The organism is Alcaligenes sp. GW821-FHT11D07 (assembly GCF_058808495.1).
The window spans coordinates 747,598-771,675 of the sequence record NZ_JBXART010000003.1; the positions used below are offsets into that span (position 1 = coordinate 747,598).

Here is a 24,078-nt window from a genome sequence, read left to right on the forward strand (position 1 = left end):
CTCAGGATTGCTGCTGTACAGAAGCCTGGGCTCCTGCTTTGTCACCAGACCACTCACACTCGCGCAGCTCGGCTTGTATGCTGCCAAAGCGCGTCAATCCAGCCAGTTCTTCGTAGGCCAGCTCGCGCGTTGCAAACTTTTCCATCTGCCGGGTGGGGATATCGTTAATCGTGCCGTTTGGCGTTTCTTCCACAATGCGCACACGCGATCCCTCTTGGATGCGTGCAATGGCAAATACCGCCTTCAAACGACCCTGAAAATGGTATTCATAGGCCACCACTGCCTCCACACCAATTCCCGGCTCGGTCCGGTATTCGCCCGGCTTGCTGGTCAGTACCACATACATCACTGCACCTCCTGTATTTCAAGCTGCTCCAGGGCGATGTCCTGATTAATCCATAACTGACACGCCAGGCGCCAACCCTGGTCCAGCCGCTCCCCCAATTGTTTTTTTTCTTTCCAATTGGCTGCGGGCAAATGCTCAGCCCCTTCCAGTACACGGCAAGCACACTTGGCGCACTTGCCCATGCCACAACCGTAAGTCAGGTGCGGAAAAGGGAACTGCTTGATGCCCGCCCTGACCACCAGATTGGTGTTCTCTTGCACTTCGCCCACATGAGTCTGGCCGTTTTTATGAAAAGTAATGGTTGGCATAAGACCTCCTGCTTGCTGCCAAAAATGCGACCGGATTGCGAGCCCTGACCGCTTGAAAATCCAGAACGGTATACCAAGATAAAAAACACACCCCGCAAGCAACAGTTTTTTCTGCTTTTAGGTACAAGTATCCCTCAATTTGAGTACAAACCCCTATTGCGGTATACTTAATTCAATTAAAACAATCTATAGAGACCATCATGAAAACCTCCGTCGAACTTCGCTATCTGCAGCGTCCCGTCGGCGAGCAGTTGCTGCCTCACCTGGCTCAGCGCAAGCATCTGCGCCGTCGCATCCCACTGATCAACCTGCCTTCTCTGTCTGAGCTGTTTGGCGCTCCCAAGAAGACAGATCAAAATCCGGCTCAGGATCAACTGCCCCACAGCGCCTAAACAAGCGATGATTCTGCGGGGCGGGTGTCGGGCTGAAAGTTGAAAGCGTCGGCATACATGAACTGCTCATTGGCACCATGCTCTTTGAACAGACTGCGAGCCTGCTCAATCATCAGCGGCGATCCGCACAAGTAAATGGCATGCTCGGACAAGTCCGGCTCGTCCCGACACACTTGTTGCTGCACATAGCCTCGCGCGCCCTGCCAACTCTCATCCGCGTGGGACAACACGGGGACAAAACGAAACTCGCACAGCCGGTCTGCCCAGGATTCGATCTCCTTGGCCAGATACAGGTCTTCGGGTCGGTTCATGCCCCAGTACAAACTGACAGGCGGGCAATCGTCTTTATCCAGCAAGGCTTCCAACATGGCCTTGATGGGGGCAATGCCGGTGCCGGTGGCTACCATGACCATGGGCCGCCAATCGCGCTCGCGCCAATAAAACACGCCCAGCGGTAGCTCCAGCTGCAACTCATCCCCCACCTGTAGATCCGGCAAGCACGCCTGAGTGAAGCGCCCCCCTTCAACTTCCCGAATATGCAATTCGATGCGGCCTTGGAGAGCATCGGCATTGGCCATCGAAAAGCTGCGTGCTCGCCCATCTTCAAACAAAATATTCAGATATTGGCCGGGAAGAAACTGCACCTGCGCGCCATCTGAAAGCTGCAACGTCAGACGCCAAATGCCTGCGCACACCCGCTCCACGCACTGAACCTGCGCCTTAACTTGTTGTGTCTCTGGCAGCTCGTCCCGATGCGCCGCCAGACTGATTTCTATATCAGCATCCAGGCGGGCCTGGCAGGCGGCGGCATGACCCTGTTCGTGTTCTTCATCGGCAATGCTCATGGGCAGGCAGTCATCCTCATAGCAGACCTTTCCACGGGTGATCTGTATGCGGCAAGTGCCGCAACCGCCAAATTCGCAGTCACTGTAGATACGCACGCCTTGGCGCTGGGCCGCCTGCAAGATCGTCTCTTGCGGCTCTACCCAAAACTGCTCGCCGGTTTCTTTGATATCGACACGATGGGCCATGACCCGTCCTCCTGATGCCACTATTTCTTGATGTCTGCCTGAACCATCACGTCCAGACCCTCGGCCTTCAAGGCGTCCGCCAAGGCCTGCAGTCCTGCAACGCCAGCGGCGGTATCTTGCTCGCCATTACCGCCACTCAGACCAATGCCGCCAATTACCTCGCCATCCACCACAATGGGGTAGCCGCCCACAAAGGCTGCAAAACGGCCTTCAAAGCTCAGCTGAATCCCGAAAGCCTCGTTGCCAGGCAGGGCCGGGCCATTGGGCGCTTGTGTGAACAAGTGGGTAGAGCGTTTGTGACCGGCAGCGGTAAATGCCTTGTTCCAGGCAATCTGGGCACCAGTGATGCGAGCTCCGTCCATGCGTTCAAGCACGATGGGATAGCCACCCTCATCAACCACACATACGGTTTCCAGCACGCCAATCTCTTTGGATTTGGCAATCGCCGCGTCCACCATCAAGCGCGCTTCGCGCTGTTCGAGACGAAGGATTTTTTTCATAAGTCTTCTCAGTATTTCGAGTTAATAAAATTCAGATGCCGCGATACACGGTTTTGATCTGGGTATAGAACTCCAGACCCGCGCGGCCCGATTCACGAAAAGTGGACGTGCTGGACTGCTTCAGTCCGCCAAACGGTGCATTGATCAAATTGCCTGTCGTTGTGCGATTGATCTTGACCGTCCCCGCCTCAATATCATGGGCAAAGCGATGCGCGTACTCAGCGCTACGCGTCACAATGGCGGCCGACAAACCATATTCGGTGTCATTGGCCATGGTGATGGCCTGCTCATACGAATCGATCTCCAGCAAGGCAATCACCGGCCCGAAGATCTCCTCCCGAGCGATGCGCATCTGTTGCGTCACGTCGGTAAACAGAGCCGGGCGCATGAACAAACCGCGCGCGTAGTCACCCTCGGTCAGACGTTCCCCACCCAGCAAGTGGGTAGCCTCTTGTTTACCGATAGCCACGTATTCCAAGATGCTGTTCAGCTGGCTTTCGGTGGCGATGGGCCCCAGATCGGGATTGCCGTTCAAGCCATTGCCCACCGTCAGGGCTTTTACTTTCTCTACCAAGCGACGCGTGAATTCTTCCTTGACCTGGCGATGCACCAGCACGCGGCTAGTGCCCGTGCATGCTTGACCGCTCAGCGAGAAACCGCCTTGCACCACCAATTTGACCGCCAGGTCCAGGTCGGCATCGTCCATGACGATCAAGGGGTTTTTGCCCCCCAGTTCCATCTGGGTTCGAGTGCTCATGCGGGCCTGACGGCAAATGTCCTCGCCAGCCTGGGTCGAACCGGTAAACGAGATTGCTCGCACGTGGGGAGACTGAACCAGCGTTGGCCCGACTTCACTGGCACGTCCATGCACTAGGTTCAGCACCCCTGCCGGAATCCCGGCTTGTGCAAAGGCTTCGCACAGGTAGTAGCCCGTCAAGGGGGTATCTGAGGAAGGCTTGAAGACCACGGTATTGCCGGTAATCAGCGCCGGGGCGATTTTGCGTGCCGGAATAGAGATGGGGAAATTCCAGGGGGCAATCACTGACACCACGCCCAACGGCTCGCGCTGGGTATAGACCAGTTGCTGCGCGTCGTCCTGCGGGAACGTCTCGCCGCTGTAGGTCTGGCCTTCTACCGCGTAAAACCGCAGCGTCTGGGCCGAGCGGCCCACTTCCATCTTGCTTTGCGCCAGCGTCTTGCCCTCTTCCCGAGTCAGGCCCTGGGCAATGACTGCCACATTGGCATCCAGCCAATCGGCAGCTGCATTCAAGATACGCGCCCGAGCCGAGATAGGCGTCGCCCGCCAGCCTGCAAAGGCCGCTTGGGCTGCCGCGACGGCTGCCTGCGCGTCCTGTTCGGTAGACAGGGGGAAAGCGCCCACCACATCGTCCCGATCTGCAGGATTCAGATTGGGCTGGGTACGCCCGCTCTGGCTGGCTTGCCATTGCCCATCAATGTAATTGTCAAAAACGACGTCCTTGAGATTTTCCACCGCTGTACTTCCTTGTTTCTAAGTTGGCGGGCAGCCCATCTACCCGCCCGGCATGTGGGCTCAGGCTGCTTCCATCTGCAGCTCGTGCAGGCTGATCTCGTCTTTGACGTAATCGTTGTACAGCGCGGTGGTATACAGTAGACGCATCTCGGCGCCAATTTCACAAATTCGCAGGCAGCGCTGCTGCAGTTCCACCGTATTGGCGTGCTCAAGCACGATCTGATAGCCGCGTTCACCGTGGATCTCGTCCGACACAATGTGCAAGTCAAAAAACTCCACTTCTTCGTCGGTAAAGCCGTACTTGTCACGCAGGGTCGGAGTCTGCTTGCGGTAAATGGACGGCACTTGCGATTCCAAACCCACCACCAGACCGGCTACCGCCACTACGGGGTCTTCACGCATGGCAATGGCATAACACCAGGCCTGCAAAGCGCGGGTCGTGGCGTTCATATTGTCTGGGTCCTCGATCCGGGCACGAGTGGTGCCGCAGGCTTCCCCAAAGCGGATCAGCAAGTCGGTGTGACGGTCGCCCCCGATTTCTTCTTCATACATATTGGCCAGCAAGAAGTCTTTGGCTTCAACGTATTCAGCAGGAGTGCGGGCATACAAATAACCCAGGTAATCCGCAAAAGGGCCGACGTAGTGATAGTGGTTTTCAGCCCAGCGTGCCAGGTGCTCGCGGCTTAATTTGCCACTTGCCCAGGCAATACTGAACGGGGAAGTATTGGCACTTTTGCCTTTGATTGCGGTTTCCAGTGCGGTGCGAAATTCATCGCGATTCAGCAGTTTTTCCATGACTATTTCCTTGTTGAAAGACGTCGCCTTAGAGCAGCCGACGAAATATGAGGTTTGGATGATTTAGGTATATTGTATACCGTCTACTATTTTGATCAGTAGGGAATAACCCTGCCCGTTGACTACGCCAGAGCTACGCAGCCGTCCTTACGCGGGTCGGAAACTGCCTTTAAATCCCCGTTTGCCATGCGCTCGACAGCCTGCGCACCGCCAAAATCGCTGCGGCCAGCCAGCTCGCCCACACCTTGATCAGGTTGCCCGTAGCCCTTGTCGCGCAAAAATGCTCCGCAGCGGGTATCAAATCCCTCTTCCAGCGCAAGACGGCCTGCTCCTTCCAGCCGCCAACGTGGCCCAAACAAGGCCCGCTCCAAGGTCCAGCCATCCCGCAACACACGGGTCCATATCTGAATCTGGCCCTGCGGCTGCATCAAGCCGCCCACCACGCCCAATCCCATATGAAAACGCCCGTCTCGCAAGGCCAGCGACGGGACTACCGTGTGATAGGGGCGTCTGCCTGGTCCGGGGCCATTCACATGCCCAGGCTCGGAAAAGCCGAAGCCGCGGTTTTGCAATACAAAGCCGCAACCGGGCACGGCATAGCCGGAGCCAAAACGCTTGAAAATGCTGGACATAAAGGTGACGGCCAAACCGTCTTTGTCGACCACAACAGTACAAACCGTGTTGCCCGCCGGGTCGCAAACCACTTTGGCTGCTTGAGCCATGGCCTGCTCTGTGGCGCGAACCAGGGCCAGCTCGGCCTCGCAGTCATCTGCAGGGCGGCTCCAAGCGGCTTGGACCGCCTGCAGAACCGCCTGCCCATGCGTGTTGGGAGGACATTCGAACAAACTGAATTCCGCTAGAGACGCAGAAACAGGCTCACAAAAAAATCCCTGATGGCGTCGAAAATCCTCGGCACACAGCAGGCCTTCTATTTGTTTCATTGCCTTCTCGGCCTGCTGGGCCGGACGGCCCAGATAGAAAGCATCCGGGCCATCCGTGGCTATCTCTTGCAAAACAGCCGCTAACTCTGGATTGGCGTAGTGCTGCCCTGCTTTCGGCGGATTCCCCGCCCGGTAAAGATCTGCGCAAACCGGATCACGATGCAGTACGAAATCAAAGATCTGCCATTCCCGAGCCGCCACCGGCGCTACAGCAAAGCCTTCGCTTGCGGCCTGAATGGCTGGCTGGAACAGACGCGCCCATTCCAGGCGTCCATAGCGCTGGTGCATGTCCCACCAGCCACGCACCAAACCGGGCGTGGTGATGGACAGAACATGCCGTTCGGGAATCCGTGCTCCTGGCAAATCCTGGACCATTGCTGCCGTCAATTGCAAAGGGGCCGCGCCGCTACCGTTATAGGCCAGGGGCTGAGCCCCCGGGGACGCAATCATTGCCAGCAAATCCCCACCTATGCCCGTCGCCATGGGCTCGACGACCCCCATCACCGCATCAGCCGCAATAGCGGCATCCACGGCGCTGCCATTACGTTCCAGCATGGTCTGCGCGGCGCGCACGGCCAGGGGATGGCCAGCGGCAACGGCCCACTGCGCCCCCTGCCCCTGCTTTTCACCTGCCGTATAGGCTGTTGTACCCATGCCGATCACCCAAAAATCAGGACGGCACAAATAGTGGATAGCGCCATTCCGGACAGCACGGGTATGGTCAAAGCCCGCACCAGATCCAAGATATGCACCCGCGCAAAGCCTGCCACCGCAATCAAGGACGACCAGGCAATCAAGGTGCCACCCCCCGTCCATATCGCACCGATTTGTCCTACCGCAGCCAGGGTTTCCACTTCCAGACCGGAAACCGGACTTAAGGCCGAGGCCAATGTGCCAGTAAGAGGCAGGCCCGAAAAGCCAGAACCATCAATTCCGGAGATCACCCCCACGAGCAGAACGCCAAATGCCACCAGGAAATGATTGTCTGGGATTAGATGCTGTCCGGCAGAGATCAACTCAAACAACAAGCTGGGCGTCTTATCCAAAGGCGTGCCCAAGATTGCGGAGGTTGCTTCGCTGGCGCCCAGAAAAAAGAAACCGGCAATCGGCAACACCGAGCCCATGGCGCGAAAGGCGAATACAAAACCATCTGTCATATGGTCTGGACAGGTATCCAGCATGCGACGGGGCCCTTCAGCCATGCAGGTGGCAATCATCATCAGGAAAAAAGCCACCCCGCCCACCAGTCCAGCCGCATCACCACCACGCAAAACCGGTAAAGAGGGGATGAAACGCGGCAAAAGCATGATGCCGATCACGCCCAGAAACGCCAGCGGCGTAATAACCGCCAGAATGCGCGAATAGCGCTCTTCTTTAGGACTTAACCCCGCATGCTGAGTATGCTCGTTACCGGCCGTGCCACGGGCAATCTCTGCCTTGTCATAGGTTCCCTGAGACTCAACATCGTCCAAGGTGCTGTCCGGCGCCTGACGCATCCACGCATCCAGCAAACGGCTGTCGGCTGGTTTGAAGTGACGGCGCATCATCAAAAATGCCAAGGTCAGTGCCACTGCGCCGGTAATCCAGGACAGCACCAGCGCTCGGTCAGCCAGAATGGCCACATCTGCCCCCACCCCTGCTGCTTTCGCACTAATGCCCGGTGCCACGCCAATGATGTAATCCGAGGACAGCGCCATACCTTGACCGCAGATGGCAATGACCATGGCACCTGCCAAAGGCGGCAGGCCAGCTGCGATAGCTGCAGGCAGCAAGATGGCCGAAACCAAAGGCACAGCAGGCGTAGGCCAGAAAAACAAGGAAATAAAGTAGGTGGCCGCCGCAATCATCAGAAACGACGAGGCGCTATTGACCATCACCTTGCGAAACGGCGCCACCATTTTCACGTCCGCCTCCAGCCGCTTTAAGGAGTTCAGCAGCGCGGTCATGAACGTGATCACCAGGAAAATATTGAACAGCTCCTGGGCCGCCACGAAGCTGGCCGAAAAAATGCTGATAAAGCCCTGGATAGGACTGCCTGTCATGGCGGTGACCACCGCCAAGGTGCCAATAACGGATGGCACCACCACATTGGCCCGGAACACCATCGTAATGATGATGACCAGGACGCTGATTAAATAGGCCCAGTGCGCTGCACTGAGCACCACGTCGCTTTGCATGTATCCCCCTTCCTTCTCTTTTTTCTGAATATCGAACAGCACTAAAAACGGTATACTATCTTCAATCTTGTTTTTCTATCAGATAAAAATACCGAAAACTGGGGAAAACGTTAAGAATTCAAGGCCTGAACTATTTCAATTGAATACCTTATACAAGAAGAAAGAGAAACCTCATGACTGCACTGCTCGCTTTGGTAGACCCTTTGTCCTGGCTGCTAATGGCCTCTCTGGTTGTTCTGGCTGCCTTTTTACAAGGGGTGGGCGGGGTCGGCTTTGCCATGCTGGTAGCGCCCATTGCCGCCCTGGTGTTTCCCCAATTGGTGCCGGGGCCCTTGCTGGCCTTGGGCGGCAGCGTGTCCTTGCTGGCAGCGCTAAGAGAGCGCCAGCACATCGTGCCAAATGTGGTTGCGTGCGCCGTGGGCGGACGTGCGGCGGGCTCTGTCATTGCCGTGCTGGCCATGACACAGCTGCCAATGGAGGCAGTAAACCTGGGCTTTGCGATCGCCATTCTGGTCGCTGTCGCGCTCAGTGCCTGGGGGCTGCGCATTCTGCCCACAAGCCGCAATATGGCTTTGGCTGGAGTGGCCTCGGGCATCATGGGGACCTTGACCTCGGTGGGCGCTCCTGCCCTGGCAATCGCCATGCAAAATCTGGCCGCCGCCCAGCTACGCGCCTCATTGGGATTAATTCTGTTTCTGGGTGCGAGCCTGTCTTTATTGCTATTAATGTTCGCAGGCTTGTTCACCTTGCAGCAGGCCATGCTCAGTGCCGTGCTCTACCCGTTCATGCTGCTGGGTTTCGCGCTGTCCGGACAGCTACGCCATAAAGTCAGCCTGCCCCTGATGCGTAGGCTGCTATTAAGTGTCTGCTCCCTGAGCGCCGTCGCCCTGATCGCACGCACAATCTGGACTTGAGTGCTTAGGGGCCGAACTGTATACCATATTCAGAAAAACACGCCCAACCCGTATAATCAAGCCTGGCCCTTTTGCCCGATTGCACAGGTCGCACAATGAATATCCCCAGTTTCAGCCTTCCCAATACGTTCGCCAGCGCAGATAGCCGCCGTCTGGGCGATCAGCACGCCTCCCTGTTTGCGGTCATCCGCGACCAGCTACGCGAGCGCATCCTTAGCGGGGAGTTCCATCCCGGCGACCGCCTTGTAGAAGGCAAATTGGCAGGCGAACTGGGCGTGTCACGCATTCCGGTGCGTGAAGCCCTGCGTGAATTAGCGTCCGAAGGCCTAGTCACGATCGAACCACGGCGTGGAGCCTCGGTGGCCGTGTTATCGGCGGAGATTGCCTACAACATGGCTGAAGTGCGTGCCACCTTGGAAGGCCTGAACGCCAAGCTGGCTGCCCAGCGCCGTGACCCTGCCAATATTGAAAAGCTGCAGACCATTTTGAGCCAAGGCCATGAAGCCATGGATGCTGGCAATCTGGACCTGCTCAAGTCCCTGAACCGACAATTCCACGAAACCCTGGCCACCATGTCGGGCAATATCGTTTTGACTGAGTTGATGCGTTCTTTACGCGACCGCACCGCGCTCTTGTTTGCCCCCAGCAACTTGCAGCGTATCCGCCAGAATTGGGAAGATCACTCCCAGATTCTGAATGCCGTCGTTGCGGGCAATGGGGATCTGGCCAATTTGCTGGCGACACAGCACGTGCACAATGCCGCCAAGGCTTACCAGGACGCGCAAACCGGCTAAAGCCTGATCAGGCAGGGCGGCCTGCCAGGGCCGCTTCATACACAGTCCAGATTGCAGCCAGACGGCGGCGGTACTTGCGGGCGCCGCCAAACAGCAGCTCGCTTTGCAAGCTCTCTATCATGGCCATACAGGCGATCACCTGTGTCTCCACGTCCAGCGAAGCAGACGCCAGCGGCGAATTCCCCAAGGCCTGGCGCAGAATCTCTTCCAGATCGTCCATAAAGACATGCATGGGCTGCATGACCTGCTCGTACAAATGCACAGGCGGGGAAAACAAGATGCGCATCCAGAACCGGACTTGAGGCGAGCTATCAAAGCGCTCCTGGATTCCATGGAAATAGGCCAGCAGTTGCGCCCGGATTGCCTCCCCTCCCTGGAATACGGAACGCGCATGGGCCAGCTCGGACTCAATCATCAAAGGAATCAGGCTCATAAAGAGCTCGTCCTTATTACGAAAATGCGCATAGACCGAGGGCTTCTTGATCCCGACATCGGCCGCGATCTCGTTCATGGTCGTCGCGTCAAAGCCCTGCACAGCAAAGCGGGCCAGGGCAGCATCCTGCAAGCGTTCAGTAGTCGTTTTGCTCAAAATCCAGCCTGCTCAATATCAGAAAACAACCCAGCACTGTAATTCAAAATGGTGGCCTAAATACCGCATCAGGCCACCTCTCACGCATTATCCACGCTACTTAAGCGGCAGCCCTAGGCGTCGTTCGGCAGCGGCTGGCAATCCAGTACAGCAGCATTGCCATCAATCCGCAGCCGCCAATGGCTAAGGGCAAGGTTTGTGGGCCGGGCGAAGCCAAGCTGACCACATAACCCACCACAGCGGAAATCAGATAGTGGGACGTGCCCATCAAGGCGGCAGCCGTCCCTGCCTGAGGTCCGGCCACGTTCATCGTCAAGGCGGTCACATTACCAAACACCATCCCGAGCGAGCCCACTGCAATCGCCACCAGGGCAGCATATAAGGGCAAGCTGGCCATACCGATCTGAACCGCTATATATAAAAGCAGAGCCGACAGCGTATGGATCATAAGCCCCAGCACCAGCACTCTGGCGGTAGGCATGCCAACGCGCAGCAGATAATTGCTGACAAAGCCCCCCACAACCAGCGCAATCGAGTTGCCTGCAAACACGTAGCTAAAGACGGAGGGGGTCAGCCCGAAATGCTGGGTAAATACAAAGGCCGAGCCACTGATGTACACAAACAGCGCAGCCAAGGCGAAGCCACCCGATCCGGTGTAGGCCATGAAAACCTTGCTGCTCAACTCGCGTCCGTAAGCACGCAGAATATGGCCGGGGTTCAAGGGCACCCGCTGCGCTACAGGCAAGGAGTCCGGAATCGCCTTCATGCCCCACGCCAGTCCCAGCACACCAAGAACTGCCAAGGTCCAGAAGATGGCTCGCCAGTCTGCATGGCTCAAAAGATAGCTACCCAACAGGGGGGCCACAATGGGCGCGATCATCATCACTTGCATCAGCAAGGAAAAAATACGCGCTGACTCTTTCATATCGCACAAGTCAGACACAATGGCGCGCGGGGCCACCAAACCGGCAGCCGCACCCAGAGCCTGAATAAAGCGGGCCACCAGCAAAGCTTCGACCGAGGTTGCCAATGCGCCAAAGATGGAGCCCAGCACAAAAATAACCACCCCGATCAGCAGGGGCAGACGCCGGCCGTAACGATCCAGTAGCGGGCCGTAAAACCCTTGCCCAATCGCCAGACCAGCCAGAAAGATGGAAAGCGTTTGCTGGATCCGGCCCGGCGACACGCCCAGCTCCTGACCAATGGCAGGCATGCCCGGCAAGTACATGTCGATGGCCATGGCATCCAATGCCGTTAGCAAGGCCAACAACAGGATCAGGGCCCAGCCTAATCCACTAGAACGGGTAGCTCCACTCACGCAACACTCCAGCTACGGCAAACAGATACAACACACGTCATGATGAAAAGCTCCAAGAGATCAATCCGAAGCCAGTGCTTCAGACTCTATAAATTCGTTAACCTACCGACCGGTAGGTAGCAGGAGCGTACTCTACTCTTATTTAGCTTCAGGCACAAAAAAACCCCGACCAGGGTCAGGGTTTTTAATCAGGTCGTCACAGCTTATATATCCAGCAAATCCCCCATATCGTCAGCATGCTCTTCCTCGACCGCCATGATTTCAACCAGCATCTGGCGGGTTGTGGGGTCGGTATCGCCAATACGCTCAATCATCTGGCGGTAGGATTCAATGGCGATGCGTTCGGCAATCAGATTGGCGCGAATCATGGACTTGATATCGCTACTGTCGTCATATTCCGCATGGCTGCGCTGGACCAGGTTGGCAGGGTTAAAGTCCGGGTCACCGTTCAACTGCACAATACGTTCGGCAATACGGTCGGCATGCTCGGCCTCTTGCTGAGCGTGCTCCAGAAATTCTGCTTTGATGGGTTCGTTGTTCAGGCCGGTGGCAGTGAAGTAATGGCGCTTATAGCGCATCACACAGACCAGTTCGGTTGCCAGGGCCTCATTGAGCATCTGAATAATTTCTTCACGATTGCCCTTATACCCGGATGAAACTGCCCCATCGTCCACAAACTTTTTAGCGGCAGCTCGGATAGCAGCTACATCGATAGGGCCGTGGTCAGGATTGACAGCTTTCTGATTACTCATTGCATTCCTCCGTATTGATTCCCACCGCGAAAGCGCGGCGCTGTATCGCGCAACAACCGGAAACGAACACACTGACTTCACAACCAATAAGAGCCAGCCACAAGGACTGGCGCTTTACCTACTCCTGGGCTTGAAGTCTGCACGCTACATGTGGTTGAAACCGGTCGCGCAAGAAACTGAACAAAGTGGATAGGTCTTTTCATGGTAGCGACTGCACCCAGGATTGAAAAGCACATAAAGGCGAATTTGCGTAGCAGATGTACACGTTTTCAAGGCTGAAATCCCACAAAAACCGTTTTTAAAGGACGTGGAGAATCACAACACATGCGGCTTAGCCGATGAACTTCTGAGCTAATCATCCCCAGAGAAGCAGACCGCGTTCTGTTCAAGAGGCGATACAAGACCAAACACTTGGATACATGAATGGCCAGGGCTCCGGTGCTTTTCTCAGGCGTTTTTAAGGATTTCTTGCACAATTATTTCTCTTTTCACCAGCACACAGTTCGATTAATATGAAACGACCGTTACTTTTAATCTGTGATCATGACATCAATAAGCTGGCTGCTACTGACTTACAAAGTCCCCTCTGAACCCAGCGCTAAACGCCTGGCCTTATGGCGTCGTCTGAAAGCGCTAGGCGCGGTTTATCTGCAAAACGGTGTCTGCGTATTGCCCAAAACGGATGAGCATGTACGCCGTCTGAAAGTGCTGGAAAACGATATCGCCAGCATGGATGGCGAATGCGTCTTATTGGAGACCATTGCACTGGACAAGGCCCAGGAGGACAAAGTCATCAATCGTTTTACGGATGACCGCAACGAGCAATACCAAGAGCTGCTGGGCCGCTGCAAAGATTTCGAGGCCGAGATCGCCAAGGAAATTTCGATTCAGAAATTCACCTATGCCGAGCTGGACGAAGAAGAAACCGACCTGAAAAAACTGGAAAACTGGTACGAGAAAATCCAGAAGCTGGATTTTTATGGCGCCCCCCTGGCGCAGGTCGCTCAAGAGCGTCTGCAAGAGTGCAAGGCACGGCTGGATGAGTATGCCCAGATGGTCTATGACGCTCATGAAGAAAACCGCTGATTTGGCGTCGGCCCCTGCCACGCCCCGGGCCAAGATCCACCGCAGCGTCTGGGCACTGGGCTTTGTGTCCATGTTCATGGACATTTCTTCAGAGCTGATCCATGCCTTGCTGCCAATTTATATGGTCACCGTCATGGGTACTTCGGTCCTGGCGGTGGGTGTTATTGAAGGCATTGCCGAAGCCACGGCCTCCATCATGAAAGTGTTTTCCGGAGCGGTCAGCGACCGTTTTGGAAAGCGCAAGCTGCTGGCGCTTATTGGCTACGGGCTGGCCGCGCTGACCAAACCTATTTTCCCCTTGGCGAACTCGCTGGACTGGCTGGTGGGTGCCCGCTTCGTTGACCGTATCGGCAAAGGCATACGGGGCGCACCGCGTGATGCGCTGGTTGCCGACGTTACCCCTCCTGAATTGCGCGGTGCCGCCTATGGTCTGCGCCAGACACTGGACACCATCGGCGCCTTTATCGGCCCCCTGCTGGCAATCGGGCTGATGTGGTGGACAGCGAATAACTATCAGCTGATCTTCTGGGTTGCCGTGCTGCCTGCTTTTGCAGCCATTGCCATCCTGGTTTTCTTTGTGCGCGAGCCCAAGCTGCCTGCCAACACGCGCCCCCGCAAACTACCCTTGAACCGCGAAGACCTGGGCCGCCTGGGTTCCCGTTACTGGTGGGTTGTGGCGATCGGGCTGGCCTTTACTCTGGCCCGGTTCAGCGAAGCCTTCCTGATCTTGCGGGGCGAGGCCAGTGGCCTGCCACCCATGTGGGCTCCGGCTGTGCTGGTTGTCATGGGTCTGGCCTTTTCCCTGTCAGCCTACCCGGCAGGCGTCCTGTCTGACCGCATGCGCAAAACCGATCTACTCTTGATCGGCGTGGTCCTGTTGATTACTGCTGATCTGGTGCTGGCTTTTGTTCCCGGCCTGCTGGGCCTGGGCTTGGGCGTCGCCCTGTGGGGCCTTCACATGGGCTTTACCCAAGGCCTGTTCAACGTGCTGATTGCCGACAACGCCCCCAACCAACTGCGTGGCACAGCATTTGGCATGTTCCACCTGCTGACAGGCATCGCCCTGCTGCTGGCCAGCGTCATCGCCGGCGTGCTCTGGGATACCATCGGCTTTCAAGGCACCTTCGCCGCAGGCGCGCTGTTTGCTGGCCTGACTGGCATAGGACTGATCACCTTACGCCGCTCGGCTCAGGGCGCATTCTAATAAAAAAGGCCGACTTATTTTGTCGGCCTTTTTTCAATTCATCACTCAGCCACCGCTGCGATGCACTCGATCTCCAGCAGGAACAAAGGGTTGCCCATGTCTGCCGCAATCGTAGTGCGCGCTGGGTATTCGCCATCTTTAAAGTAAGTGCGATAGATCTCGTTCATGCGGGCAAAGTCACCGGCATTTTTCAGGATCACATTGGCCTTAACAATATGGTCCAGACTAGAACCCGCCTCTTCCAATAGCGCTTTGACGTTGGCCATGACCTGGTGCATCTGGGCGTCGAAATCGTCCTCGGCAATTTGGCGATCGTCAAAAAAACCGGGCTGGCCCGAGACAAAAACGAAACCGTTGGAACGCACAGCGGGCGACAAGGGCGCGCGCGGGGGAGTCACTTTGTCGGACTTGATAATTTCTTTAAGCATGTTCATCTCCTAAGTAGCTTGAGCTCGAGCGGCTCAATTTTGATTTTTATCGGTATTGACTGCAGTATTTACTGCAACGTGGCACCTGAGGCCTTAACGACTGTGGCCGCCATTTCCATCTCGGATTTTAAATACTCGGCAAACTCGGCCGATGTTGTACCCGCTGGTTCCAAGCCCTGTGCCAGCAAGCGCTCGCGAATCTCCGGCAAGTTCACAATGCGGACAAATTCTGCGCTCAGCTTTTCCACTATGGGCGCTGGTGTCCCAGCGGGAACCACCACTCCGTACCAGGAGTTCGAATTCATATTGTCGACCCCAGCCTCTTTAAAGGTTTCCACATCCGGGATGGACTCCAGGCGGGTGTCGTTAGCCAAGGCAATAGCGCGCAACTTGCCCGACTTCACATGCGGCAAAACGTCAGGTGTATTGGCGAACATCATGTCCACATGCCCGCCCAAGAGATCATTAAGTGCAGGGGCCTGACCTTTGTAAGGAATATGCAGCACATCAATCTTGGCCTCAGACTTCAAGCGTTCAATCGCAATATGTGGTGAAGTACCGGCGCCAAAAGAGGCAAAAGACAACTCGCCCGGTTTGGCTTTGGCAGCCGCAATTACATCCGCCAAACTTTTGACTGACACATCCGGATTCGCCACCAGCAAGTGCGGTGTGTAGGCGACCCGGCTGACCGGGATGAAGTCCTTGACTGTGTCGTAGCGCAAGTTGTCGTACAAGCTGGGATTAATGGCAAAACTGTTTGCCACCATACCCATGGTGTAACCATCCGGCGCAGCACGCGCCACGATTTCCGTGCCAATCACGGTTCCTGCACCCGGTTTGTTATCGATGATCACCGGCTGCTTGAAGTCCTCGGACATTTTCTGCGCCAGGCTGCGCGTCAGATTATCCAGCGTGCCGCCAGCCGGAAAAGGAACAATGATGGTGATGGGTTTGCCAGGGTATTCCTGCGCCGCCGCAAGCGATGGCACAGCCGTTAAAGCGCTTAATGCAGCCACGCCTGAAAGAATCATTTTGAAGCGCATAGTCGTCAACCTTACTCAATAGTAGTGACCAGCTCGCCAATCGCGGAGATGCGAGCCTTGATGACATCGCCCGGCTCCAAAGAGCGTGGGGGTTGCATGGCAAACCCGACTCCCGATGGTGTTCCCGTAGCGATAATGTCCCCCGGTTCCAATGTCATGCCCTCCGACAACTGAGCAACGATATGGGCCACATCAAACAGCATGTCCGAGGTATTGGCTGATTGGCGTAGTTCGCCATTAACTTCCAATTCCAGATCCAGCGCATTGGGGTCAACGATTGCGGTTTTCAAGGCCACTACCGGACCAATCGGGCAGGTGCCATCCAGCGATTTACCCTTGAACCACTGACCATGCAGGGCCTGCAAGTCGCGCGCCGTAATGTCATTGATCACCGTGTAGCCAAAGACATATTCCAAGGCATCTTCAACGGCGATATCCCGGCCTTCCTTGCCAATCACAATACCTAGTTCCACTTCGTAATCCAGCATCTTGGTATGCGCTGCATGACGGCTGACCAGGGCCTGGTGCCCCACCACGGTGGTAGGTGGCTTACTGAAGAACTCAAGTGCCTTGGGAAAGTCATTAGGGGCACGACCACGAGCTAAATTGCCTTCCACGATATGCGCACGGTAATTACGCCCCACGCAGAAAATATTCTTGGCAGGATTGGGGATAGGTGCCAGAAAGCACAGTTCCTGCGCAGCGTAGATAGGCGCATCGGCCTTGATGGCCTCCTCCATCAAGAGCTGCAGGCTAAGCAAAGCAGCATCCCCCAAGAAAATGGCATCAATGACTTCACTTGGAGCTTGCCTGCCACTTAAAGGATGCTCGTACATCCTCCAGGCCTGTGTCAGATCCACCACGCGATCATCATCCAGCATGCCGCCAAGCCTCGTTTCCCCTGCATCGACGAACGTCAATAGCTTCATTACAGCGAGCCTCCTGATAGGGTGTTATTGGTGATGTTCAAGATCTGCGTCAGAAGTCCTTGAACATGTTCACGAGCCAAACGATCCGCCAAAGCACCGTCCCGCTTCTCGATGGCATCGATCATTGCCAAGTGCTCTGCCAAAGACTCGTGGGCCCGCTTCAGGCGCTCGATAGTCTTGGTCTTGAGCATGTCGCGGTGCCCAAAGGACTTCCAGACTTTTTCCAATAGGCTATTGGCGGCCAAACGCATGATGGCTGCGTGAAACTCCACATTGGCTGCGGCATATTCGCTGACCCGTTCGTCCAGGTTGTCTGGAGTGAAAGGCGCAAATAAGGCCCGCAACGCATCCACATCACGCTGCGACGCGTTCAGTGCGGCCTCCCGAGCGGCAAAGGCTTCCAGCTCAATGCGCAACTTTAGCCACTCGATGTAATCCTGTTTGGTCAGCGGCGAGAGCAAAGCACCACGACGTGGCTCCATGGTCAAAATGCCTTCCTGCCCCAAGCGCAGCAAGGCCTCGCGCACCGGCGTGCGGCTGACATTAAGCATCTTGGCCAGTTCTTCTTCGCGAACCCGCACAGGCTCATCAATATTTTTCACCAGGCCAAGAACGTGAGCGCGTACAGACTCGTACACGCCATCGCTATTGCTTGCTGTTTTGATCGTGGACATTGCTTTCCTATATTGCATTCATTTCTTATGGATTGTATACAAGATTGAATACTGGTACACATTAGTGTTTGTACGGACAAAAAAAGCCCCGGCAAGCATGGGCTTGCCGGGGCTTTTACTGCGTCAGTCTAACTAAGAGCTAAACCTTAGAACGGAATATCGTCATCCATATCGGCCAGATTGTCAGACATAGGAGCTGGATTATTACGTGGAGCTTGTTGCTGTTGTTGCTGAGGCGCTGCGGGGCGTTGAGCGCGTTGCTGGGGTGCGGGAGCACCGCCGCCACCGCCGTATTCGGCACCACCCATGCTGCCGCCGCCACCCATATCACCGCCACCATCACGGCCACCCAGCATTTGCATTTGCTCGGCGATGATCTCGGTAGTGAATTTGTCCTGGCCATCCTGACCCGTCCATTTACGGGTACGCAGACGACCTTCTACGTAGACAGGGCGGCCCTTGCGCAGGTATTCACCTGCAATTTCAGCCAAGCGGTTGTAGAACACGACACGATGCCATTCCGTTTCCTCGCGCTTTTCGCCCGAGGTACGGTCTTTCCACTGCGAAGTCGTGGCAATGGAAATATTGCAGATGGCCGAGCCTTCTGCGCTGTAGCGTACTTCTGGGTCGCGGCCAAGATTGCCCACCAGAATGACTTTATTTACCGATGCCATGAAAAAATCCTGTAGTCAAAATTTCAATATCAAGCCGTATTATCGTGGATTCGTTCCTGAAAGAACACTCCTGAACCTGCTCGGGCAGGACCAATCTGTCCAGGTCAACGATCCCTATACGACGCTTTGAAGAGCGCATCAGGCTGGCCGTGAAGCGGCCCCGCCTGCTATGCCAAGCTCTTAATTCTTAAGGCCAATCCAGCCACTTTACTGGTTGCTGCTCAGCACGTCCTGGTTCAAGCGTAACAGGCAATGCCCATCAATATTTATCTTTGAAGCCGCGTGCTGTCAGCAGCCAAAGCAAGGCCAGGCCTGCACCCACCCACAATACCCACTGGATTTGCCCTTGCCCTGCCAGCACACCTCCGATCAGCCCACCAGCGAACACGCCCAGGGATTGAGAGGTGTTGTAAAAACCCAGCGCCAAGCCTTTATATTCCGGTGGTGCTACACGCGATACCAGGGACGGCTGCAACGCTTCCAGAATGTTGAAACCAATAAAAAAGAAGGTCAGCGCAGCCACCATTGGTGCCAGGGAAGCACGAGCCCAGGGCATCACCGCCAAGACCACTACCAGCAACAGAACGGCCAGTTCCAGCGCATGTTTATGGCGTTTGCGCGTTTCGGTCCAAAACACGGCGGGCACCATCATCACAAAAGACACCAGGATGACGGGCAGGTAAACCTTCCATAAGTCCTGTGTGCCATAGCCGCCCAGCGTAGCCAGAATGCCGGGCACGACAATAAACAGGGACATCAAGATAAAGTGCAGACAGAACACGCCAAAGTTCAGGCGCAACAAATCCATATGACGCAGAACCTGACCGGCGGTGACCTGAACAATAGAGGCTGGCGCTTTAGGTGCACTGGGCACGACAAAGGCAGCGACCAGCAAACAGATGAAGCCCAGCAAGCTGATGGCCCAGAACAGCCCGGACAGGCCAAATTGCCCCACCAGCACGGGCGACAGCACCAGCGATACGGCAAAAGACAAGCCAATCGAGCCGCCCACCATGGCCATTGCCCGTGTGCGCACCTCCGGACGTGTAGAATCAGCTACCCAAGCCGAGATCGCAGCAGAGACTGCGCCAAGGCCCTGAACACATCGACCAACGGTGACCCAGTCAATATTTTGGGCCATCGCCGAGATCACACCGCCAATCACGAACAAGGCCATACCGATAACGATAATTGGCCGACGCCCAAAGCGGTCCGAGGCCATGCCCAAGGGAATTTGCAAGACGGCCTGCGTCAAACCATAGGCGCCCAAGGCCAGCCCCACACGGGCAGCGTCGTTACCGCCAGGCAGGGAGTGGGCGGCCACCGCAAAGACCGGAGTCAGTAAAAACAGACCCAGCATCCGACAGGCAAACAACAAAGCCAACAAGATGCTGGCCTTACGTTCCTGCGGAGTCAGACTTAGACGCGCTGGGCGAGCCCCGGCCGTATTCATGGTTTGGTGTGTACTCATTTAATACTCTGTCACAACTGGGCTGCCAGAGAGCCCGGCTACCCGATCACATAAATCCTGACGCAACGCGCTATAGTAGCAAGTTGCCTTTTGACAAGCCTAAATAAAGCGATGGAAGCCATCCGCATTCGTGGTGCTCGTACCCACAACCTGAAAAATGTCTCCGTAGACCTGCCACGCCATCAATTGGTCGTGCTAACGGGGCTGTCCGGTTCTGGGAAATCGTCCCTTGCCTTCGACACTTTGTATGCCGAAGGCCAGCGGCGCTATGTGGAGAGCCTGTCCGCTTATGCTCGTCAGTTTTTGCAACTGATGGACAAGCCTGATGTGGACTTGATCGAAGGGTTATCGCCTGCCATTGCCATCGAGCAAAAGGCGGCGGGGCATAACCCGCGCTCCACCGTAGGAACCACGACCGAGATCCACGATTATTTGCGCCTATTGTACGCGCGGGTCGGGACTCCTTACTGCCCTGAACACCACTTGGCCCTGCAGGCTCACAGCGTGAGCCAGATGGTAGACCAAATCTTGCAGTGGGAGCCGGAGTCTCGTATTGCCATACTGGCGCCCATGCATCGCGGCCTCTTGGGTAATCTGCAACTGGAACTACGCGGTTTGCAGGCTCAAGGTTTTGTACGGGTGCGCGTGGACGGTGAAATTACCAGCATTGAAGACCTGCCCGCACTGGATGCGGAGCAAAAGCACGACCTGGATCTGGTTATAGACCGGCTGCGTGTCCGGCCCGATAGCCAGCAGCGCTTGGCTGAGAGCCTGGAAACGGCCCTGTCCACCAGCAATGGGCGTTGCCTGGTAGTCAATCTGGATACCGGCCTGGAGCAACCTTATTCCAGCCACTATGCCTGCCCGGTCTGCGATTATTCCCTGCCCGAACTGGAACCTCGTCTGTTCAGTTTCAATAATCCGGCAGGTGCCTGCCCGGACTGTAGCGGCCTGGGACAAGTGGATGTGTTCGACCCGGAACGCGTGGTGGCCTTTCCTGAACTAAGTCTGGCGGGCGGTGCCATTTCCGGCTGGGACCGGCGTAATGCCTTTACCTACACCTTGTTGACCAGCCTGGCGGCTCATTATCACTTTGATATTGAAGCGCCTTTCGAGTCCCTGCCAGCCGGGCTGCGTCACACCGTGCTGTACGGCTCCGGAACGGAAGAAATACCCTTCCTGTATCTGAACGAAAAAGGCCGCACCACGGTTAAAACTCACCCTTTTGAAGGCGTGATTCCAAACCTGCAGCGGCGCTGGGCCGAAACCGATTCCAGCGCTGTACGCGAAGAACTGAACAAGCTGCGTCGCACCCAGACTTGCCCGTCCTGCCAGGGCGCACGACTGCGCCTGGAAGCGCGCCATGTACGCATTGGTGACGACCCTGTGCCCGCTCATGCGGGATGCAAGCATCACAGTGGCACAGAGCCGCTGGCCTCAGAAACCTTGGGCACCAAGCAGGCTGCACCACAGACCTCCCAGCAACAAGGCCAAGCCAAGGGTTTGGCAATTTACGAAGTAGAAGCGCTGGCTCTGTCGGACTGTTTGAAGTGGTTCGAAGATCTATCGCTGACAGGTTCCAAAAAAGAAATTGCCGACCGCATTGTGCGTGAAATCCAGGTACGCCTGCAGTTCTTGAACAATGTGGGTCTGAACTACCTGTCTTTGGATCGTAGTGCCGACACCATTTCCGGTGGCGAGGCGCAGCGTATTCGTCTGGCCAGCCAGATTGGCTCCGGCCTGACCGGTGTGATGTATGTGCTGGATGAGCCCTCTATTGGCCTGCACCAACGCGATAACGACAAATTGATCCAGACCTTGCAGCACCTGCGTGATCTGGGCAATAGCGTGATTGTGGTCGAGCATGACGAGGACATGATCCGCACCGCCGACTATGTCATTGATATGGGCCCCGGCGCGGGCGAGCATGGCGGGCAAATTACCGCTCAAGGCTCTCCCGCTGAGTTGGCGGCTGATCCCAATTCACTGACTGGTCAGTATTTGTCCGGAAAGCGCCAGATTGCCATTCCCAAGCGCCGTCCAGTGGACGACAGCCTGGACTGGTTGCGCTTGTACGGCGCCACTGGCAACAACCTGAAGTCCGTAGACTTGGCTATTCCCGCTGGACGACTGGTCTGCATCAGTGGCGTGTCCGGCTCGGGAAAATCCACGCTGATCAACGACACTCTGGCAACGGCCTTCTCGCATTTGCTGCATCGTGCTCATGCCGAACCCGCCCCCTACGAGCGTATGGACGGTCTGGAGCATTTCGACAAGATCATCAACGTTGACCAAACCCCGATTGGCCGCACTCCACGCAGTAACCCGGCCACCTACACGGGAATGTTTACGGCTATCCGCGAACTGTTTGCCAGCGTGCCCGAGGCACGTCTGCGTGGCTACGACCCAGGCCGCTTCTCCTTTAACGTCAAAGGCGGCCGTTGCGAAGCCTGCCAGGGCGATGGCGTCGTCAAGGTAGAGATGCACTTTCTGCCTGATGTCTACGTGCCTTGCGATGTATGCCAAGGACGCCGCTACAACCGCGAAACTTTGGATATACGCTATCGCGGCCGCAACATCAGCGAAGTACTGGAGCTGACCGTTGAACAGGCGATGGAATACTTTGATGCGGTTCCCGCCGTTGCACGCAAACTGACGACGCTGATGGACGTGGGTCTGTCGTATATTCGCCTCGGCCAAAGTGCCACCACCTTGTCCGGTGGCGAGGCGCAGCGGGTGAAATTGTCACTAGAACTGTCCAAACGCAGTACCGGCCAGACGCTATACGTGCTGGACGAGCCCACCACCGGTCTGCACTTTCAGGACATCGCTGTCTTGCTGGAAGTTATCGACAAGCTGGTGGAATCCGGTAATACCGTGGTCGTCATTGAGCACAATCTGGATGTCATCAAGACAGCAGATTGGGTTGTGGACATGGGACCAGAAGGTGGTCAGGGCGGTGGGCAGATTGTGGCCCAAGGTACGCCCGAGGCCATCGCGGCTTGTGAACAAAGCCATACAGGCCGCTATTTAAAGCCTTTGCTGCAGCGATAATCCTGGCGGCCGCAATGCTTGCGGCCGCTTTTATGAACGCTACATCTTGAAGATGGCGTTGTGTTCGCGGATCGCGTGGCGATCCGTCATGCCAGCAATGTAGTCAGCAATGGCACGGGCCTGGGCGATGGGGTCGTCACGCCGATGCTCTGCCGCCAGCAGGCGCGGATCGTCCAAAAAGGCTTGGAACAGTTCACGCACGATGGTCTGGGCCTTGCTCATCATGCGCATCACCTTGTAGTGGCGATACAGATTCGCGTGCAAAAAGTGCTTCAACTCATCAGCCTGTGCGCGCAACTCTGGCGAGAAACCCGCCAGACGTGGCAGCAGACGAATCGCATCCACACTATCAGGTCTATGCTCTTCCAGCTTGGCGCGGGTGGTTTCCGTCAAATCCACGACCAGCGTATTAATCATGCCGCGGATAATTTCAGCCACCAGCCTTTGGCCCTTGAGCCCTGGATACTGAGCTTGAACGCGTTCGTAGTGATCACGGAACAGACGCAATTCCAACAGTTGCTCCAAACGGATCAAGCCCGAGCGTAGCCCGTCATCAATATCGTGATTGTTGTAAGCAATTTCATCGGCCAGATTGGCCATTTGTGCTTCCAAGGAGGGCTGGGAGCGCTCAATAAAACGCTGGCCGACATCCCCCAATTCCCGGGCATGCTTCAAAGAGCAGTGCTTCAAAATCCCCTCTCGGGTTTCAAAGCACAGATTCAAGCCATTGAATGCGGCGTAGCGCTCTTCCAGCTCGTCCACAATGCGCAGGCTTTGCAGATTATGTTCAAAGCCCCCTGCTTCGGGCCGCAACGTTTGCATGCAGCTATTAAGCGTATCCTGGCCCGCATGCCCAAATGGGGTGTGGCCCAGATCATGAGCCAGGGAAATAGCTTCGATCAGGTCTTCGTGCAGCCCCAGGTTGCGGGCAATGGCCCGCGCCAACTGGGCGACTTCCAGGCTATGCGTCAATCGTGTTCGGAACAAATCACCTTCGTGGTTAATAAAAACCTGGGTTTTGTATTCCAGCAGACGAAAAGCATTGCAATGAATAATGCGGTCGCGGTCCCGCTGAAAGGCATTACGACCCTGGGGTGCGGCTTCTGCATAACGCCGGCCGCGGGACTGTTCAGGGTGACAGGCGTAAGCGGCAAGCATTAGCATCC

Annotated in this window: 24 protein-coding genes; 6 read left to right on the plus strand and 18 right to left on the minus strand. The window is 56.1% G+C overall.

Features of this window, described 5'->3' with window-relative positions; translation table 11 throughout:
* Position 1: 1 nt before the first annotated feature.
* Both AC1RSM_RS16435 and AC1RSM_RS16440 read right to left on the minus strand, forming a co-directional pair.
* Positions 2-346 carry a ferredoxin gene (locus tag AC1RSM_RS16435; protein ID WP_492933641.1) on the minus strand — a complete coding sequence of 115 codons (345 nt, stop codon included), beginning with the start codon at positions 344-346 and terminating at the stop codon, positions 2-4.
* A complete protein-coding gene (locus AC1RSM_RS16440; protein WP_492933642.1) occupies positions 346-654 on the minus strand; it encodes a 2Fe-2S iron-sulfur cluster-binding protein in 309 nt (102 codons plus the stop codon). The genes AC1RSM_RS16435 and AC1RSM_RS16440 overlap by 1 nt, the downstream gene beginning before the upstream one ends.
* A gap of 200 nt (positions 655-854) precedes the next feature.
* Between AC1RSM_RS16440 and AC1RSM_RS16445 the strand changes: the two genes are divergently transcribed.
* Complete coding sequence (locus AC1RSM_RS16445; RefSeq protein ID WP_492933643.1) at positions 855-1,046, plus strand: hypothetical protein; 192 nt, start codon at positions 855-857, stop codon at positions 1,044-1,046.
* Here the strand turns inward: AC1RSM_RS16445 and AC1RSM_RS16450 are convergent.
* The 6 genes from AC1RSM_RS16450 to AC1RSM_RS16475 all read right to left on the minus strand — a co-directional run bounded on the left by AC1RSM_RS16450 (position 1,043) and on the right by AC1RSM_RS16475 (position 7,982).
* A complete protein-coding gene (locus tag AC1RSM_RS16450) occupies positions 1,043-2,077 on the minus strand; it encodes a 2Fe-2S iron-sulfur cluster-binding protein (RefSeq protein ID WP_492933644.1) in 1,035 nt (344 codons plus the stop codon). The genes AC1RSM_RS16445 and AC1RSM_RS16450 overlap by 4 nt on opposite strands.
* Positions 2,078-2,097: 20 nt before the next feature.
* Entirely contained in the window at positions 2,098-2,577 is a 480-nt protein-coding gene (locus AC1RSM_RS16455; protein ID WP_492933645.1) for a GlcG/HbpS family heme-binding protein, read from the minus strand.
* Positions 2,578-2,608: 31 nt separating this feature from the next.
* Complete coding sequence (locus AC1RSM_RS16460; RefSeq protein ID WP_492933646.1) at positions 2,609-4,069, minus strand: aldehyde dehydrogenase family protein; 1,461 nt, start codon at positions 4,067-4,069, stop codon at positions 2,609-2,611.
* Positions 4,070-4,129: 60 nt separating this feature from the next.
* On the minus strand, positions 4,130-4,864 hold the full coding sequence (locus AC1RSM_RS16465) for an iron-containing redox enzyme family protein (RefSeq protein WP_492933647.1): 735 nt from the start codon (positions 4,862-4,864) through the stop codon (positions 4,130-4,132).
* Between the two features lie 122 nt (positions 4,865-4,986).
* Positions 4,987-6,459, minus strand: a complete 1,473-nt coding sequence (locus AC1RSM_RS16470) for a gamma-glutamyltransferase family protein (RefSeq protein ID WP_492933648.1) — start codon at positions 6,457-6,459, stop codon at positions 4,987-4,989.
* 5 nt (positions 6,460-6,464) lie between these two features.
* Entirely contained in the window at positions 6,465-7,982 is a 1,518-nt protein-coding gene (locus AC1RSM_RS16475) for a hypothetical protein (protein ID WP_492933649.1), read from the minus strand.
* A gap of 173 nt (positions 7,983-8,155) precedes the next feature.
* On the opposite strand from AC1RSM_RS16475, the gene AC1RSM_RS16480 reads away from it, so the two are divergent.
* Both AC1RSM_RS16480 and AC1RSM_RS16485 read left to right on the plus strand, forming a co-directional pair.
* Positions 8,156-8,896, plus strand: coding sequence for a sulfite exporter TauE/SafE family protein (locus tag AC1RSM_RS16480; protein WP_492933650.1), 741 nt, complete (start codon positions 8,156-8,158; stop codon positions 8,894-8,896).
* Between the two features lie 95 nt (positions 8,897-8,991).
* On the plus strand, positions 8,992-9,690 hold the full coding sequence (locus AC1RSM_RS16485) for a GntR family transcriptional regulator (protein ID WP_492933651.1): 699 nt from the start codon (positions 8,992-8,994) through the stop codon (positions 9,688-9,690).
* Positions 9,691-9,697: 7 nt separating this feature from the next.
* Here the strand turns inward: AC1RSM_RS16485 and AC1RSM_RS16490 are convergent, their stop codons facing one another.
* From AC1RSM_RS16490 to AC1RSM_RS16500, 3 genes are all read right to left on the minus strand, one after another.
* Positions 9,698-10,279: a TetR/AcrR family transcriptional regulator gene (locus tag AC1RSM_RS16490; RefSeq protein WP_492933652.1), complete on the minus strand. Its 582-nt coding sequence runs from the start codon at positions 10,277-10,279 to the stop codon at positions 9,698-9,700.
* A 100-nt stretch (positions 10,280-10,379) separates the two neighbouring features.
* Positions 10,380-11,597 carry a multidrug effflux MFS transporter gene (locus AC1RSM_RS16495; protein WP_492933653.1) on the minus strand — a complete coding sequence of 406 codons (1,218 nt, stop codon included), beginning with the start codon at positions 11,595-11,597 and terminating at the stop codon, positions 10,380-10,382.
* 203 nt (positions 11,598-11,800) lie between these two features.
* Positions 11,801-12,349, minus strand: coding sequence for a ferritin-like domain-containing protein (locus AC1RSM_RS16500; RefSeq protein ID WP_492933654.1), 549 nt, complete (start codon positions 12,347-12,349; stop codon positions 11,801-11,803).
* A gap of 543 nt (positions 12,350-12,892) precedes the next feature.
* On the opposite strand from AC1RSM_RS16500, the gene AC1RSM_RS16505 reads away from it, so the two are divergent.
* Both AC1RSM_RS16505 and AC1RSM_RS16510 read left to right on the plus strand, forming a co-directional pair.
* Entirely contained in the window at positions 12,893-13,435 is a 543-nt protein-coding gene (locus AC1RSM_RS16505; RefSeq protein WP_492933655.1) for a Chromate resistance protein ChrB, read from the plus strand.
* Complete coding sequence (locus tag AC1RSM_RS16510; RefSeq protein WP_492933656.1) at positions 13,419-14,639, plus strand: MFS transporter; 1,221 nt, start codon at positions 13,419-13,421, stop codon at positions 14,637-14,639. Before AC1RSM_RS16505 ends, AC1RSM_RS16510 begins: the two co-directional genes overlap by 17 nt.
* Before the next feature lie 41 nt (positions 14,640-14,680).
* Here AC1RSM_RS16510 and AC1RSM_RS16515 read toward each other — a convergent pair whose 3' ends face one another.
* The 6 genes from AC1RSM_RS16515 to AC1RSM_RS16540 form a co-directional block, all read right to left on the minus strand.
* Complete coding sequence (locus tag AC1RSM_RS16515) at positions 14,681-15,067, minus strand: RidA family protein (RefSeq protein ID WP_492933657.1); 387 nt, start codon at positions 15,065-15,067, stop codon at positions 14,681-14,683.
* Between the two features lie 68 nt (positions 15,068-15,135).
* The gene (locus AC1RSM_RS16520) at positions 15,136-16,110 is read right to left on the minus strand and encodes a Bug family tripartite tricarboxylate transporter substrate binding protein (protein WP_492933658.1); all 975 of its coding nucleotides are present in this window, start codon (positions 16,108-16,110) and stop codon (positions 15,136-15,138) included.
* Positions 16,111-16,121: 11 nt separating this feature from the next.
* Positions 16,122-17,039 (minus strand): fumarylacetoacetate hydrolase family protein, encoded by a 918-nt coding sequence (locus AC1RSM_RS16525; protein ID WP_492933659.1) that lies wholly within the window; start codon positions 17,037-17,039, stop codon positions 16,122-16,124.
* Positions 17,039-17,713 carry a GntR family transcriptional regulator gene (locus AC1RSM_RS16530; RefSeq protein WP_492933660.1) on the minus strand — a complete coding sequence of 225 codons (675 nt, stop codon included), beginning with the start codon at positions 17,711-17,713 and terminating at the stop codon, positions 17,039-17,041. The genes AC1RSM_RS16525 and AC1RSM_RS16530 overlap by 1 nt, the downstream gene beginning before the upstream one ends.
* A 146-nt stretch (positions 17,714-17,859) precedes the next feature.
* Positions 17,860-18,387 (minus strand): single-stranded DNA-binding protein, encoded by a 528-nt coding sequence (ssb, locus tag AC1RSM_RS16535; RefSeq protein WP_492933661.1) that lies wholly within the window; start codon positions 18,385-18,387, stop codon positions 17,860-17,862.
* Between the two features lie 259 nt (positions 18,388-18,646).
* The gene (locus AC1RSM_RS16540; protein WP_492933662.1) at positions 18,647-19,858 is read right to left on the minus strand and encodes an MFS transporter; all 1,212 of its coding nucleotides are present in this window, start codon (positions 19,856-19,858) and stop codon (positions 18,647-18,649) included.
* 111 nt (positions 19,859-19,969) lie between these two features.
* On the opposite strand from AC1RSM_RS16540, the gene uvrA reads away from it, so the two are divergent.
* Complete coding sequence (gene uvrA, locus AC1RSM_RS16545; protein WP_492933708.1) at positions 19,970-22,912, plus strand: excinuclease ABC subunit UvrA; 2,943 nt, start codon at positions 19,970-19,972, stop codon at positions 22,910-22,912.
* A gap of 39 nt (positions 22,913-22,951) precedes the next feature.
* On the opposite strand, the gene AC1RSM_RS16550 is transcribed toward uvrA, so the two are convergent.
* Positions 22,952-24,076, minus strand: a complete 1,125-nt coding sequence (locus AC1RSM_RS16550; RefSeq protein ID WP_492933663.1) for a deoxyguanosinetriphosphate triphosphohydrolase — start codon at positions 24,074-24,076, stop codon at positions 22,952-22,954.
* Positions 24,077-24,078: the final 2 nt, after the last annotated feature.

Excerpts from the sequence above, each read along its gene's own strand:
- AC1RSM_RS16435 (WP_492933641.1), bottom strand. The coding sequence starts at position 346 with ATGTATGTGGTACTGACCAGCAAGCCGGGCGAATACCGGACCGAGCCG.
- AC1RSM_RS16440 (WP_492933642.1), bottom strand. The coding sequence starts at position 654 with ATGCCAACCATTACTTTTCATAAAAACGGCCAGACTCATGTGGGCGAA.
- AC1RSM_RS16445 (WP_492933643.1), top strand. The coding sequence starts at position 855 with ATGAAAACCTCCGTCGAACTTCGCTATCTGCAGCGTCCCGTCGGCGAG.
- AC1RSM_RS16450 (WP_492933644.1), bottom strand. The coding sequence starts at position 2,077 with ATGGCCCATCGTGTCGATATCAAAGAAACCGGCGAGCAGTTTTGGGTA.
- AC1RSM_RS16455 (WP_492933645.1), bottom strand. The coding sequence starts at position 2,577 with ATGAAAAAAATCCTTCGTCTCGAACAGCGCGAAGCGCGCTTGATGGTG.
- AC1RSM_RS16465 (WP_492933647.1), bottom strand. The coding sequence starts at position 4,864 with ATGGAAAAACTGCTGAATCGCGATGAATTTCGCACCGCACTGGAAACC.
- AC1RSM_RS16470 (WP_492933648.1), bottom strand. The coding sequence starts at position 6,459 with ATGGGTACAACAGCCTATACGGCAGGTGAAAAGCAGGGGCAGGGGGCG.
- AC1RSM_RS16475 (WP_492933649.1), bottom strand. The coding sequence starts at position 7,982 with ATGCAAAGCGACGTGGTGCTCAGTGCAGCGCACTGGGCCTATTTAATC.
- AC1RSM_RS16480 (WP_492933650.1), top strand. The coding sequence starts at position 8,156 with ATGACTGCACTGCTCGCTTTGGTAGACCCTTTGTCCTGGCTGCTAATG.
- AC1RSM_RS16485 (WP_492933651.1), top strand. The coding sequence starts at position 8,992 with ATGAATATCCCCAGTTTCAGCCTTCCCAATACGTTCGCCAGCGCAGAT.
- AC1RSM_RS16500 (WP_492933654.1), bottom strand. The coding sequence starts at position 12,349 with ATGAGTAATCAGAAAGCTGTCAATCCTGACCACGGCCCTATCGATGTA.
- AC1RSM_RS16505 (WP_492933655.1), top strand. The coding sequence starts at position 12,893 with ATGACATCAATAAGCTGGCTGCTACTGACTTACAAAGTCCCCTCTGAA.
- AC1RSM_RS16510 (WP_492933656.1), top strand. The coding sequence starts at position 13,419 with ATGAAGAAAACCGCTGATTTGGCGTCGGCCCCTGCCACGCCCCGGGCC.
- AC1RSM_RS16515 (WP_492933657.1), bottom strand. The coding sequence starts at position 15,067 with ATGCTTAAAGAAATTATCAAGTCCGACAAAGTGACTCCCCCGCGCGCG.
- AC1RSM_RS16520 (WP_492933658.1), bottom strand. The coding sequence starts at position 16,110 with ATGCGCTTCAAAATGATTCTTTCAGGCGTGGCTGCATTAAGCGCTTTA.
- AC1RSM_RS16525 (WP_492933659.1), bottom strand. The coding sequence starts at position 17,039 with ATGAAGCTATTGACGTTCGTCGATGCAGGGGAAACGAGGCTTGGCGGC.
- AC1RSM_RS16530 (WP_492933660.1), bottom strand. The coding sequence starts at position 17,713 with ATGTCCACGATCAAAACAGCAAGCAATAGCGATGGCGTGTACGAGTCT.
- ssb (WP_492933661.1), bottom strand. The coding sequence starts at position 18,387 with ATGGCATCGGTAAATAAAGTCATTCTGGTGGGCAATCTTGGCCGCGAC.
- AC1RSM_RS16540 (WP_492933662.1), bottom strand. The coding sequence starts at position 19,858 with ATGAGTACACACCAAACCATGAATACGGCCGGGGCTCGCCCAGCGCGT.
- uvrA (WP_492933708.1), top strand. The coding sequence starts at position 19,970 with ATGGAAGCCATCCGCATTCGTGGTGCTCGTACCCACAACCTGAAAAAT.
- AC1RSM_RS16550 (WP_492933663.1), bottom strand. The coding sequence starts at position 24,076 with ATGCTAATGCTTGCCGCTTACGCCTGTCACCCTGAACAGTCCCGCGGC.